The organism is Pseudomonas sp. IPO3774, assembly GCF_013386835.1.
Lineage (GTDB): Bacteria > Pseudomonadota > Gammaproteobacteria > Pseudomonadales > Pseudomonadaceae > Aquipseudomonas.
Genome location: NZ_JACAQY010000038.1, coordinates 159,381 through 172,926 on the forward strand (window position 1 = coordinate 159,381; position 13,546 = coordinate 172,926).

A 13,546-nucleotide genomic window follows, 5' to 3' on the forward strand; every position below is an offset into this window, starting at 1 on the left:
TTGCTCGCGAAAGCGGTAGTTCAGGTAATAAGAATCTGGATCAGAACTTGTCGAGGGTCTTGAACCTGGTCTCGCGCACCACTTCCTTCGGCTTGTACGCGCAATACCCCGGGCGCGGCCCGATTTTCGGGTGATTGCGGCAAGTATCCGGGCGCTTGTCATAAATAGTGCAGAAGCGGCTCTTACGATCCAGGTACAGGCAATCGTTGTTGCTCATGCGCTGCAGGGTGAAGATCTCGGATTTGGCGTTGAAGCGCTCGACGATGCCTTCCTTCTGCAAGCGCTTGGCGATGTTCTTCGGCGGGTCGCCACGCTCGAACTCATCGACGATGCCGATGCGGATCAGGTCCTTGATCTTCACCTCAACCGGCAGGGTGCAGCAGCTCGACACACAGCCGCCACACATATGGCTTGAGTATTTCTGCCAGGTCTCGAGACGGTCGAGTTCCGCGGCGGCGATCAGTTGAGGCTTCATCAGGTTTCCAAGAGGGGTGTTATCCGGCGCGGGATCATACCGGAACTGGTGGTTTTTTGAACAATATCTTCCAGCTTTCAGCTCGAAGGCTGTGCCGGGCCACAAACGGGCACGGCCCCTGCATCAAATTCCCGCAAAGGTGAATGAGTTAAAAAACTGCCGAACCAGAGCGTCTACCGTCTGTCAGACCGTCTAGGCTCTAGCAACTCCTTCTATCTCGCCCGAGGTCGCATCGATGTCTCAGGAACCGCTTGTACGAGAAGCAGAGGTAGCCGCATTTCGCGATGCCGTCTTGACCAAACTTACCTATGCGGTGGGCAAGGACCCCGACCACGCCTTCGACCACGATTGGTTTGAAGCCATCGCACTGGCCGCCCGCGACCACATGGTCGACCACTGGATGGACCACACGCGGCACATCTACCGCAAGGGACAGAAGCGGGTCTATTACCTCTCGCTGGAATTCTTGATCGGCCGTCTGCTCTACGACAGCCTGAGCAACCTTGGCTTGCTGGACGTGGCCCGTGAGGCCATGAGCGAGTTGGGTGTGGACATGGAGCGCATTCGCCTGCTGGAGCCCGACGCGGCCCTGGGCAACGGTGGCCTTGGCCGCCTGGCGGCCTGCTTCATGGAAAGCATGTCGACCCTGGGCATCGCCGGCCATGGCTATGGCATTCGGTATGAGCACGGGCTGTTTCGCCAGGCGATTGTCGATGGCTGGCAGCAGGAGCAAACCGAACGCTGGCTGGATTTCGGCAACCCCTGGGAGTTCGAGCGCGCCGAAGTGATCTACCCGATCGGCTTTGGCGGTGGTGTGGAAACCGTGCTGGACGCGTCCGGCAAGTCGATCCAGGTCTGGTCGCCGAATGAAACCGTACGCGCGGTGGCGTATGACACCCCGGTCGTCGGCTGGCGCGGCGCAAGCGTCAACACCTTGCGCCTGTGGCGTGCCCGTGCGGTGGAAGACCTGCACCTGGAACGTTTCAACGCCGGTGACCACTTGGGCGCCGTCGCCGAGGTGGCCCGCGCCGAAAGCATCTCCCGAGTGCTTTACCCGGCCGACAGCACCGAAGCAGGGCAGGAGCTGCGCCTGCGCCAGGAGTACTTCTTCGTCTCCGCCTCGTTGCAGGATCTGCTGCGTCGCCACAAGAACATGCACGGCTCGGTATTGAGCCTGGGCGAGCACGCGGCCATCCAGCTCAACGACACTCACCCGTCGATCGCGGTGGCCGAGTTGATGCGTCAGTTGGTGGACCTGCACGACATCCCGTGGGATGCCGCCTGGGACGTCACCGTCGAAACGCTGTCGTACACCAACCACACCTTGCTCCCCGAGGCGTTGGAAACCTGGCCGGTCGGCCTGATGGAGCGCATGCTGCCGCGGCACATGCAGATCATCTACCTGATCAACGCCCAGCATATCGACTCGCTGCGGGCCAAGGGCATCCATGACTTCGACGTGCTGCGTGCCGTCTCGCTGATCGAAGAAGACAACGGTCGCCGCGTACGCATGGGCAACCTGGCGTTCCTCGGTTCCCACAGTGTCAACGGCGTATCCGGCCTGCACACGCAACTGATGCGCAGCACGGTGTTCTCCGAACTGCACAAGCTCTACCCGGACCGCATCAACAACAAAACCAACGGTATTACCTTCCGCCGCTGGCTGTACCAGGCCAACCCCAAGCTCACGGCGATGCTGGTGGAGGCACTGGGCCCGGACGTGCTGGATAACCCCGAACAGCGCCTGGCAGACCTGGAACCGTTTGCCGAGAAGCAAGCCTTTCGCAAGGCCTTCGCCGAACAGCGCCTGCACAGTAAGCGGGCACTGGCCGACATCATTCACGAGCGCCTGGGGATTTCGGTCAACCCGGCGGCGATGTTCGATGTGCAGGTCAAGCGGATCCACGAGTACAAGCGCCAGCTGCTGAACCTGATGCACACCGTCGCGCTGTACCAGGCGATCCGGGCCGAGCCGGGCACCGACTGGGTGCCGCGGGTGAAGATCTTCGCCGGCAAGGCCGCGGCCAGCTATCACCAGGCCAAGCTGATCATCAAGCTGACTAACGACATCGCCCGTACCGTCAACAACGACCCCACCGTGCGCGGGTTGCTCAAGGTGGTATTCCTGCCCAACTACAACGTCAGCCTGGCGGAAAGCATCATTCCGGCGGCCGACTTGTCGGAGCAGATTTCCACCGCCGGCTTTGAAGCCTCGGGCACCAGCAACATGAAATTCGGCCTCAACGGCGCGCTGACCATCGGCACCATGGACGGCGCCAACGTCGAGATGCACGAGCGCGTGGGTGCCGACCACATGTTCATCTTCGGCCTCAGCGCCCAGCAGGTGGAAGCGCGCAAACACGCGGGCGAATTCAACGCCGGGCCAGAGATCGCCGCGTCCCATCGCTTGAATGATGTGCTGCAAGCGATTCGTGGCGGGGTGTTCTCACCGGATGATCCGGGCCGTTATGCCGGGTTGGTGGATTCGCTGATCGACTACGACCGCTTCCTGGTCTGTGCCGACTTCGATTCCTACTGGGATGCCCAGGCGCGGGTCGAGGCCCATTGGCACGACTCCAAGGAATGGTGGCGTTCGGCGGTGCTCAATACCGCGCGCATGGGCTGGTTCTCGTCGGACCGGACCATCCGCGAATACGCGACGGAAATCTGGAAAGCGTTGGATTAGACACTGCAATAAAAAATGTGGGAGCGGGCTTGCTCGCGAAAGCGCAGCGTCAGTCGACAAATTTGTGACTGATCCACCGCCTTCGCGAGCAAGCCCGCTCCCACATGGGGTCCGTGTCGATATACTGAGCATCGCCTTTGCCCGCTTCGGGCTGCTTAGGGATATCGACCATGCAATGGATTTTCATGCTGATTGGCCTGGTGCTCGGCTGGACACTCGATGAGTCGTTCAGTGATGCGGGCATTGGAGCGCTGCTCGGTTTGGGCATTGGCCAGGCGATTCGCCTGTCGATGCTCGCCTCGCGTACGGAGGAACAAGGCCGTCAGCTGGAGTCTGCCCGCAACGCCCTGAAAGTGGTCGAGCAACGCCTGGCCTTGCTGGAAAGGCCTGCCGCCGTTGAAACCCCCGGACCCGTGTTTGTCGAAGAGCCGCTGCCGGTAGCGGCGCCGCCTGAACTCGTCTGGGAATTACCCGCCGAACTGGAACCCGCTTACGCAAGCGTGGTGGCCGAACCCAGCCAGCCATTGCCGGCTGATGTGTGGCGGGCCGAACCGAGCGCGAAAATCCCTGAACAGCCTGCCGCGCCTGCGGTGCCTCGCGGCCCCAACTTTATCGAGCGCGCAATCAGCGGTGCCCGCAACTGGCTGTTCGGTGGCAACACCGTGCTGCGGGTCGGCGTGGTGTTGTTGTTCCTCGGCCTGGCCTTCCTGCTGCGCTATGCCACTGAAGGCATGGTGGTGCCAATCGAGTTGCGTTACGCAGGTGTCGCCGGTTGCGCATTGGCACTGCTGGGCCTGGGTTGGTGGCTGCGGCTGCGCAACAGTAATTACGGGTTGATGCTGCAGGGCACCGGCATTGCGGTGTTGTACCTCACGGTGTTCGCCGCGATGCGCCTGCACCCGCTGCTCGACCCCGGCGCGGCACTCGGCTTGCTGGTGGCGGTCACCGTTTTCTCGGCGATCCTGGCGATTACCCAGGACGCCCTCGGCCTAGCCTGCGCCGCTGCACTCGGCGGTTTTGCGGCACCGATCCTCACGTCCACCGGCGCCGGCAACCATGTGGCGCTGTTCAGCTATTTCGCCCTGCTCAACGCAGGCATTCTCGCCATCGCCTGGTTCAAGGCCTGGCGCCTGCTCAATTTGATCGGTTTTGTCGGCACCTTCGGCATCGGCTTCGCCTGGGGCATGCGCTCCTATACACCGGAGCTGCTGTGGAGCACCGAGCCGTTCCTGATTCTATTTTTCCTGATGTACCTGGGCATCGGCCTGTTGTTCGCCCGGCGCAAGTTGCTGGAGATGCGCGACGCACCGGACGATGACAGCCGTGGCGCGTTGCTGCGCTGGTCGGCGGCCAAGGGCGATTATGTCGACGGCAGCATGCTGTTCGGTCCGCCATTGGTGGGCTTCGGTTTGCAGTTTGCGCTGGTGCAGCACCTGGAATTTGCCGCTGCGTTCAGCGCGCTGGCCCTGGGCATTATCTATATGGGCCTGGCTCGTCTGCTGAGTGGCGGGCGCGCCTTGCTGCTGGCGGAAACCTGCTTGGCGCTGGGTGTGATCTTCGCCAGCCTGGCGATTCCGTTGGGCCTCGACGCACGCTGGACCGCGGCTGCCTGGGCCGTGGAAGGCGCCGGGATTTTCTGGCTCGGCCTGCGTCAGCAGCGGCCTTTGGCACGGGCGTTTGGCTTGCTGTTGCAAGTCGGTTCGGCGCTGGCGTTCCTCAGCGAATTGCGGATTGGCGAGACCAGCCTGCTGGACGGTGCACCCTTGGGTGCGTCGTTGCTGGGGGCGGCCTTGCTGTTCAGTTTCGACCAGTTGCGCAAGGCGCCGGTGGAGCACGCGGCGCAATGGGAGCGTCGAGGCTTGCCGGTATTGGCCAGTGTGGGCCTGGGCTTCTTGTACCTGCTCGCACCGTTGCTGCTGTGGACCCAAGGCACGGCCATCAGTTGGGCGCTTGCCGGTCTTGCGACCTTGCTGGTGGGCCTGCGCATCGGCTCGCGTACGTTCCTCTTCACCGCGTTTGCCGTGCAGCTGCTGGGTGGTGCGCTGTTCCTGCTGCGCCTGCAAGCGGGTGCTGATTCAGGCGCGGTGTTCAGTGCGGGCTGGAGCGGCTTGCTCACCGCATCGCTGATTGGCCTGGCATTGATCGGCGGCATGCTGCTGGCCGCGCGGGACACCATGGTGCGCAGCGATGTGCGGTTGTTGCGTGGCCTGTCGGTGGTGTTGCTCGCCGGGTTGGTGCTGATCAACCTGGCGGTGCTGTTTCTGCTGCCGTGGGAGACCGCCAGCGGCGTGTGGGCGGCCAGTGGTTTGTTGATCATCTGGCTGAGCCTGTACCTGCAACAGCGCGTCAGTTTTGTCTTCGGGTTGTTGCTGCAAGTGATCGGCGGCGCTTCGTTCCTGATCGCGGTGCCGGACCTGCTCGGGCCGCTGACCAGCGAGGGTTTGCGTCCTTTGGGCCATAGCGGTTTCTGGACGCCAATGGTGCTCGGGCTGGCGGCGCTGGTCGGTGCCTGGCGCTTGCAGCGTCGACCTCACGCGCCGGTGTTCGAAGCGTTGAGCTTGCAACGGCTGTCCGACGTGCTGTTGGTATGGGGCGCGGGTTGGTGGACGTTGGCATTGGTCAGTGAAGTGCTGCGTTTTGCACCGTCGATGCTGCAAGGCACCTGGCTGTTGGCGGTAGCGGCGGTGAGTGTGGCGATCTGGGCGGTATTGGCCCTGAGGCTGCAATGGGCGTCGCTGGGCTTGCTGTGCACGCTGTTGATGCCGGCGGTGGGCGTGGTGTTGCTGGGCGCGTGGGGCTCGCGTTATCACCCGGCGGCGAACTTCGCCTGGCTGGCATGGGCAGCGGTGTTTGCGGTGCATTTCGTGTCGCTGCGACGCCTGGCTTCGGTCATTCCGGAGAAAGCCCTGAGCGCCGCGCATGTGCTTGGTTGCTGGCTGCTGATCGGCGTGCTGGCGCTGGAGCTGCGCTACGGCCTGTTGCTGCTGTCCGAGGAATACAACGCCTGGCGCTGGCTGGGCTGGGCGATCCTGCCGAGCCTATACCTGGTGCTGGCCGCCGCGCCACGCAGTTGGCCGTGGCCGGTGTCGGCGTACCCGCGCGAGTACCGGTTGTATGCCGCGTTGCCGCTGGCGGTGTTGATGCTCGGCTGGTTCTGGCTGGCGAATATCTTCAGCGACGGCACCGCCGAGCCGCTGCCGTATGTGCCGCTGCTTAACCCGCTGGATATTGGATTGCTATTCGCGCTGTTGGGTGTGTACCTGTGGTCCCGCAGTGCCGCACCGCAACGCGGGCCGCGCGCCGAACTGGTCGCCCAGGCGGTCTCCGGTGTCTCGTTGTTCGCCTTCTTCACTGCGCTGGTGATGCGCACGGCTCATCACTGGGGTGGCGTGCCGTTCCATCTGGATGCGTTGCTGGAGTCGATGCTGGTGCAGGCCGGGCTGTCGATAGTGTGGACCCTGATTGCCCTGAGCCTGATGATCGGCGGCCATCTGCGTCATCGGCGTGAGGTGTGGCTGATCGGTGCGGCATTGATTGCCGTGGTGGTGGCCAAATTGTTCTTCGTCGAATTGAGCAACCGCGGCGGGCTGGCGCGGATCGTATCGTTTATCGGTGTGGGCGGGCTGTTGCTGGTGGTGGGCTATTTCGCGCCGCTGCCGCCCAAGCGCCCCGAGCCGGTGGTTGAAACTGAAGGAGTGGCCTCTTGATGGGCAAGCTGAGTGTGGCGCTGTTGGGGTTGTGCACGACGTTATCGGCCTGGGCCCAGGAAACGCCCGCCGATTTCACCACGCGTGTGCCGCTGACGGTCAGTGGAGAAGGCCCGTGGTACCGCCTGGAACTGCCGCTGGCGGTGCAATTGAGCGCCCGTCAGGCCGACCTGGGTGACGTGCGGGTGTTCAACGCCGCTGGCGAGCCCCAGGCTTACGCACTGGCGCGGCAGTCGGCGCAAAGCACCGAAAGCCGCAGCCTGTCCAACGTGAAGTGGTTCCCGTTGTACGCTGCGGCTGACTCCTCCGAAGCCGTGCCCAGCGTGCGTGTGCAATCCACGTCCACCGGCACGCTGGTGCAAGTGCAGCCGCCGAGCCAACTGGAGGCCGGCGAAGAAGTGCTGCGCGGCTGGCTGCTCGATGCGAGTGCGATCAAGGCCCCGTTGCAGCAACTGATCCTCGACTGGACGAGCGAGCGCGACGGCTTCCAGCGTTTCAGCATCGAAGCCAGCGACGACTTGCAGCACTGGCGCGCCTGGGGCGAAGGGCAGGTGGCGCGGTTGTCGTTTGCCGATGAGCGCGTCGAGCAGCATGAAGTGAGTTTGCCGGGGCAGTCGGCGCGGTATCTGCGTCTGCTGTGGAAAGGCCAGGCGGCACCGGCGCTGACGTCGGCGCAGTTGGAGAGTGTCAGCGCCCACAACCTGCCGTTGCCGCTGGTGTGGTCGCAGCCGTTGTCGGGCAGCCGGCTCAAGGCCGGGGAATACAGCTGGCAGTTACCCAACGCACTGAACGTCGAACGCTTGCGAATCGACTTGAGCCAACCCAACAGCCTGGCGCCGGTCACCTTGTCGGGCCGCCGGGAAAGTAATCAGGCCTGGCAGCCCATGAGCAGCGGTTTGCTCTACCGGTTGACACAAAATGGCCAGGACGTTTTACAGAACGAACTGCAGTTGCCGGGCCAGGCTGTTGCGCAGCTCAAGCTCGACGTGGACGAGCGTGGTGGTGGCCTGGGCGTGGAGGCGCCGACCTTGAGCTTTGCGGTGCGGGCCACGCAGTTGGTGTTCCTGGCGCGGGGCGAGCCACCGTTCACCCTTGTGCTCGGCAATCCGTCGGTGAAAGGCGCGAACTTGCCGCTGTCGACCCTGATTCCGGACTACAGCGCCGAACGTCTCGCGGGGGTTGGGCAGGCCAAGGTGGCGGGCGAGGCGGTGGTTACATCGGCTGCGGTCGCGGCCCCGGTTGTTGCCGGGCCGAACTGGAAAAAGCTCGGTCTTTGGGCCGTGCTGCTGCTCGGTGTGGCGGCCCTGGGCGCCATGGCCTACAGTTTGCTGCGCAAGCCGCCGGTGGCACGTTAAATAAAGTCCATGAACTCTATTGGGTTTAAATCCTCTGATAGGAGGAAATACGCCCCGACTCGCGTTAAACTGCGCGGGTTTTTAGCCCCCACTTTCCGGAGCCTTCCATGTCCCGCGTTACCCTGAGTCGCTATTTGATCGAGCAGACCCGCAGCAACAACACGCCTGCCGATCTGCGCTTCCTTATCGAAGTGGTGGCGCGTGCTTGCAAGGAAATCAGCCACGCCGTGTCCAAAGGCGCGCTGGGTGGTGTCCTGGGCAGCATGGGCACTGAAAACGTACAAGGCGAAGTGCAGAAGAAGCTTGACGTGATCTCCAACGAAATCCTGCTCGAAGCCAACGAGTGGGGCGGTCACCTGGCCGGCATGGCGTCCGAAGAAATGGACAATGCCTACCAGATCCCGGGCAAATACCCGAAAGGCGCGTACCTGCTGGTATTCGACCCACTGGACGGTTCGTCGAACATCGACATCAACGCGCCAGTCGGCACCATTTTCTCGGTACTGCGTTGCCCGAACGAATACCTGAGCCAGAACGAAGCCCTGAACGAAAAGGCCTTCCTGCAGCCGGGCACCGAGCAGGTAGCTGCCGGTTACGCGATCTACGGCCCACAGACCATGCTGGTGCTGACCCTGGGCGACGGCGTCAAGGGCTTCACCCTGGACCGCGAAATGGGCAGCTTCGTGCTCACCCACGAAGACATCACCATTCCTGCGTCCACCCAGGAATTTGCAATCAACATGTCCAACCAGCGTCACTGGGAAGAGCCGGTTACCCGCTACGTGGGCGAGTTGATGGCCGGCGAAGAAGGCCCGCTGAAGAAGAACTTCAACATGCGCTGGGTGGCTGCGATGGTTGCCGACGTGCACCGCATCCTGACCCGTGGTGGCCTGTTCATGTACCCACGCGACAGCCGCGAGCCGTCCAAGCCAGGCAAGCTGCGCCTGATGTACGAAGCCAACCCGATGTCGTTCCTGGTTGAGCAGGCGGGCGGTGCGTCCACCGACGGCCACCAGCGCATCCTCGACATCCAGCCTGAAGGCCTGCACCAGCGCGTAGCGGTGTTCCTGGGTTCGAAGGAAGAAGTTGAGCGTGTGACCGGCTACCACAAGGCGTAAGTCCTTGCGGTAAGCAAAAGCCCCGAAACGTTTCAGCGTTTTCGGGGCTTTTTTGTTTTCGCTCGTCGGGAACCAGACACCTCTTTTCCCTTCTAAGCTTCTGGCAGACCCCCAAGCTGCTTCGTCTCTCCAGGAGTTTTTCCATGTCGTTACGCCGTCTCGCCCTGTTGTCGTTTTGCGTGCTTCTGGCCGCTTGCAGCAAGGTCACTCAAGAAAATTACGCAAAACTGTCGGCCGGCATGCCAAAGGCCGAGGTGGAGTCGTTGTTGGGCAAGCCGACTGATTGTTCTGGCGCGCTGGGTATGTCCAGTTGCACCTGGGGCGATAAAAACAGCTTTATCAGCGTGCAATATGCCGGTGACAAAGTACTGATTTTTTCCGGGCAAGGCCTGAAGTAAACCGGGGCGAAAGCCTGCGGGAGAAAAACAACATGATGCGTTTCGTTCTATACCTCTGCGCCAGCCTGTTTTTGGCGGGCTGCGCCAGCCATTCTGGCGATGATCTGCAACCCAAGACTGTTGGCAGCGTCAACCTCAAGCGTTACCAGGGCACCTGGTATGAGCTGGCCCGTTTGCCGATGTACTTCCAGCGCAATTGTGCGCAGTCCGAAGCCCGCTACACGCTGTTGCCCGATGGCAACATGTCGGTGTTCAACCGCTGCCTGACCCCTGAGTGGAAGTGGCAGGAAGCCAAGGGCACCGCAACGCCGCAGGTCGCCGGCAAGACCGACAAACTGTGGGTCGAATTCAATAACTGGTTCACCTCGCTGTTGCCGGGCGTGGCCAAGGGCGATTACTGGGTGCTGTACGTCAGCGATGACTACAAGACCGCCATTGTCGGCAGCCCGAGCCGGCGCTACATGTGGTTGCTGTCGCGCACGCCGACGGTCAGCGCCGACACCCGCGAAGACCTGCTGAGCAGAGCGCGGCAGCAGGGGTATGACACCACGCGTTTGATCTGGCGTACGTCGGACAAGCAGATGGCGAAGACCTCGCAGTAATACGAAACAGCGCCAATCCAATGTGGGAGCGGGCTTGCTCGCGAAGGCGGTGTGACAGTCACCAGATGTATTGACTGATCCACTGCTTTCGCGAGCAAGTCCGCTCCCACATTTGTTATGTGTCGTCTGTCAGCCCAGCAAATCCCGCAAGACCTGGGTAAACGCCCGGCTGCTGTCTTCTTCGGCGGCGTGATGCCCGTCGCGCACCACCCACTTCCCGTTGACCAGCACATCGCGCACCTGGCGATCACCACCGGCAAACAACCAGCGATTGAGGATCCCGTCTTCGTTCGCTGTCGCCAGGTACGGATCGTTGCCGTCCAGCACCAGCCAGTCCGCACGCTTGCCAACTTCCAGACGCCCAATCGGCTGCCCCAACGCTTCGGCACCGCCGTCCAGCGCGGCATCGAACAGCGTACGCCCAACCATCGGTTGATCGCTGCGATACAGCCGGTTGCGCCGCTGGTCCCGCAGCCGCTGCCCATATTCCAGCCAGCGCAATTCTTCCACCACGCTCAGTGATACATGGCTGTCGGAGCCAATCCCCATTCGCCCGCCCTGGGCCAGGAAGTCCACCGCCGGGAAAATCCCGTCGCCCAGGTTGGCTTCAGTGGTCAGGCACAACCCGGCAATCGCCCGGCTCCTGGCCATCAACGTCACTTCTTCCGGATTGGCGTGGGTGGCGTGCACCAGGCACCAGCGCTGATCCACTTCAACATGGTCATACAACCATTGCAGCGGGCGCTGGCCGCTCCAGGCCAGGCAGTCGTCGACTTCCTTCTGCTGCTCGGCGATGTGGATGTGCACCGGGCACGCCTTGTCGCTGGCTGCCAGCACTTCGCTGATCTGTTGCGGTGTGACGGCGCGCAGCGAGTGGAAACACAGGCCCAGCCGTTGTGCCGGTTGCGCGGCCAGAATCGGTTGCAGGCGTGATTGCAGGCTCAGGTAATTTTCGGTGCTGTTGATAAAGCGGCGCTGGCCTTCATTGGGGGCCTGGCCGCCGAAACCGGAGTGGCTGTAGAGCACCGGCAACAACGTCAGGCCGATACCGCTGCTGGCGGCGGCCTGGCTGATTTGCCGCGACAGCTCCGCAGGGTCGGCATAGGGCTGGCCGCTGACGTCGTGGTGCACGTAGTGAAATTCGGCCACCGAGGTGTAGCCGGCCTTGAGCATTTCGATATACAACTGGCGCGCGATGACCTGCAACTGGTCGGGGCGGATCTTGCCGACCATCCGATACATCAGGTCGCGCCAGGTCCAGAAACTGTCATTCGGGTTGCCGGCCACTTCCGCCAGCCCGGCCATCGCGCGCTGGAAAGCGTGGGAATGCAGGTTCGGCATGCCCGCCAGCACGGGGCCCCTGAGCCGTTCGGCACCGTCTGCACTGGCGTTGGGCTCAACCTTGGTCAGCAGGCCATCGGCGCTGACTTCAAGACGTACATCGTTGGCCCATCCATTAGGCAGCAGCGCGCGTTCGGCAAAGAAAGCGGACATGATTCAGGCACCCCAGTCGTGTGTTTATTTGTATATACATATACAGACGTTTGCCTGCTCGGTAAACTCCGGCAAGCTATGCTTCTTTTTCACCTACAAGGATTTCCTGTGTCGACTCCGCCCGCCAAGTCTCCACTGGCTGCCCACATGGACGAAAGTCCGGCGCCCTTGTATGCCCGCGTCAAACAGATGATCAGCCAGCAGATTCTCAACGGCAACTGGCCGCCGCATTATCGCGTGCCTTCGGAGAGCGAACTGGTCAACCAGTTGGGCTTCAGCCGCATGACCATCAACCGCGCCCTGCGCGAGTTGACTGCCGAAGGCCTGCTGGTACGCATGCAAGGTGTGGGCACCTTTGTCGCCGAGCCCAAGAGCCAGTCGGCGCTGTTTGAAGTGCACAACATTGCCGATGAGATCGCCTCCCGCGGTCATCGCCATACGTGCAAGGTCATTACCCTCGGTGAAGAAGCCGCCGGCTCCGAGCGCGCCGTCGCGCTGGAAATGCGCGAAGGCGGGCGGGTGTTCCACTCGTTGATCGTGCACTACGAAAACGACATTCCGGTGCAAATCGAAGACCGTTTCGTCAACGCCCTGGTAGCACCGGAATACCTGCAGCAGGATTTCACCCAGCAAACGCCCTATGCCTACCTCAACCAGGTGGCGCCGCTGACCGAAGGCGAGCACGTGGTCGAGGCGATCCTGGCCGACGCCGACGAATGCAAGCTGCTGCAAATCGAAACCAGCGAGCCGTGCCTGCTGATTCGCCGCCGCACCTGGTCTGGCCGCCAGCCGGTCACGGCCGCACGTTTGATCCACCCCGGTTCCCGTCATAGCCTGGAAGGACGTTTCAGTAAATGAGTTCGATGAAAGTCTGGCGCGCTACCGATTACATTCGCATGCCGTGGAAAAACGGTGGCGGCAGCACTGAAGAAATCACCCGTGACGCGGGGGAGGGCCTGGACGGTTTCGGCTGGCGCCTGTCGATTGCCGATATCGCCGAGTCGGGCGGGTTCTCCACCTTTGCCGGGTACCAGCGCATTATCACCGTGCTGCAAGGCTCGGGCATGGTGCTGACGGTGGATGGCGAGGAACAGCTCGGGTTGTTACCGCTGCAGCCATTCCCGTTCAAGGGTGACAGCCAGGTGTCCTGCCGCTTGATCGGCGGGCCGATCCGCGATTTCAACCTCATCTATTCGCCGCAGCGCTATCAAGCGCGGTTGCAATGGATGGACGGCACGCAGCGTTTCTTCAGTGCCGCGCACACCGTGCTGGTGTTCAGCGTGGCCGATGAAGTGAAGGTGCTCGGTGAGCGGCTGAACCGTCACGACTGCCTGCAACTGGACGGTAACACCGGCCTGCTGGACGTCAGCGTGACTGGCCGTTGCTGCGTTATCGAATTGACTGCCGCCGCCTGAACAGGTGGGGGTTTCTTCCCCCACATTTTGTTTCCCTCTTCCCGCACCAACTTGTTACCGAACGCCCCAGCATGGCGCAAAGCCCTGCCTCGATGACAAGTCTCCCGCACTGTAAAAATCCCCCGTAAGAAAATTCATCATGCTGCGAAGCCTTGTTTTCCAAGGCTTCCACCCTCGTCCCGGAAAAATCTTCAAACCTTGCGCGCAAAGTTGGCCGCTTGATTGCATATGCTTGTATGTACAAGTAAAGATGTGTGCGTAAGAGTCCATGAACTTCCTCTTCGCACCCATCAATG

10 protein-coding genes are annotated in these 13,546 nt (G+C 62.1%); 8 read left to right on the plus strand and 2 right to left on the minus strand.

What is annotated here, in order from left to right; genetic code table 11:
• Window positions 1-40 precede the first annotated feature (40 nt).
• Entirely contained in the window at window positions 41-475 is a 435-nt protein-coding gene (locus tag HYE77_RS21655) for a YkgJ family cysteine cluster protein (RefSeq protein ID WP_003217996.1), read from the minus strand.
• Window positions 476-710: 235 nt separating this feature from the next.
• On the opposite strand from HYE77_RS21655, the gene HYE77_RS21660 reads away from it, so the two are divergent.
• From HYE77_RS21660 to HYE77_RS21685, 6 genes are all read left to right on the plus strand, one after another.
• Window positions 711-3,161: a glycogen/starch/alpha-glucan phosphorylase gene (locus HYE77_RS21660; RefSeq protein ID WP_003217995.1), complete on the plus strand. Its 2,451-nt coding sequence runs from the start codon at window positions 711-713 to the stop codon at window positions 3,159-3,161.
• A 170-nt stretch (window positions 3,162-3,331) separates the two neighbouring features.
• Entirely contained in the window at window positions 3,332-6,868 is a 3,537-nt protein-coding gene (locus HYE77_RS21665; RefSeq protein WP_177069305.1) for a DUF2339 domain-containing protein, read from the plus strand.
• On the plus strand, window positions 6,868-8,223 hold the full coding sequence (locus HYE77_RS21670; protein ID WP_177069306.1) for a DUF3999 domain-containing protein: 1,356 nt from the start codon (window positions 6,868-6,870) through the stop codon (window positions 8,221-8,223). Before HYE77_RS21665 ends, HYE77_RS21670 begins: the two co-directional genes overlap by 1 nt.
• A gap of 107 nt (window positions 8,224-8,330) precedes the next feature.
• Window positions 8,331-9,341, plus strand: coding sequence for a class 1 fructose-bisphosphatase (locus HYE77_RS21675; protein ID WP_003217989.1), 1,011 nt, complete (start codon window positions 8,331-8,333; stop codon window positions 9,339-9,341).
• A gap of 143 nt (window positions 9,342-9,484) precedes the next feature.
• Window positions 9,485-9,739 (plus strand): hypothetical protein, encoded by a 255-nt coding sequence (locus tag HYE77_RS21680; protein ID WP_003217986.1) that lies wholly within the window; start codon window positions 9,485-9,487, stop codon window positions 9,737-9,739.
• A gap of 32 nt (window positions 9,740-9,771) precedes the next feature.
• Window positions 9,772-10,341: a lipocalin family protein gene (locus tag HYE77_RS21685; RefSeq protein ID WP_003217984.1), complete on the plus strand. Its 570-nt coding sequence runs from the start codon at window positions 9,772-9,774 to the stop codon at window positions 10,339-10,341.
• Window positions 10,342-10,470: 129 nt separating this feature from the next.
• Here HYE77_RS21685 and HYE77_RS21690 read toward each other — a convergent pair whose 3' ends face one another.
• Window positions 10,471-11,835, minus strand: a complete 1,365-nt coding sequence (locus HYE77_RS21690) for a formimidoylglutamate deiminase (protein ID WP_087693348.1) — start codon at window positions 11,833-11,835, stop codon at window positions 10,471-10,473.
• 78 nt (window positions 11,836-11,913) lie between these two features.
• Here HYE77_RS21690 and hutC point away from each other — a divergent pair, with 78 nt between their 5' ends.
• Complete coding sequence (gene hutC, locus HYE77_RS21695; RefSeq protein WP_173406113.1) at window positions 11,914-12,693, plus strand: histidine utilization repressor; 780 nt, start codon at window positions 11,914-11,916, stop codon at window positions 12,691-12,693.
• Window positions 12,690-13,250: a HutD family protein gene (locus HYE77_RS21700; RefSeq protein WP_003217978.1), complete on the plus strand. Its 561-nt coding sequence runs from the start codon at window positions 12,690-12,692 to the stop codon at window positions 13,248-13,250. The genes hutC and HYE77_RS21700 overlap by 4 nt, the downstream gene beginning before the upstream one ends.
• The last annotated feature ends 296 nt before the right edge of the window (window positions 13,251-13,546 follow it).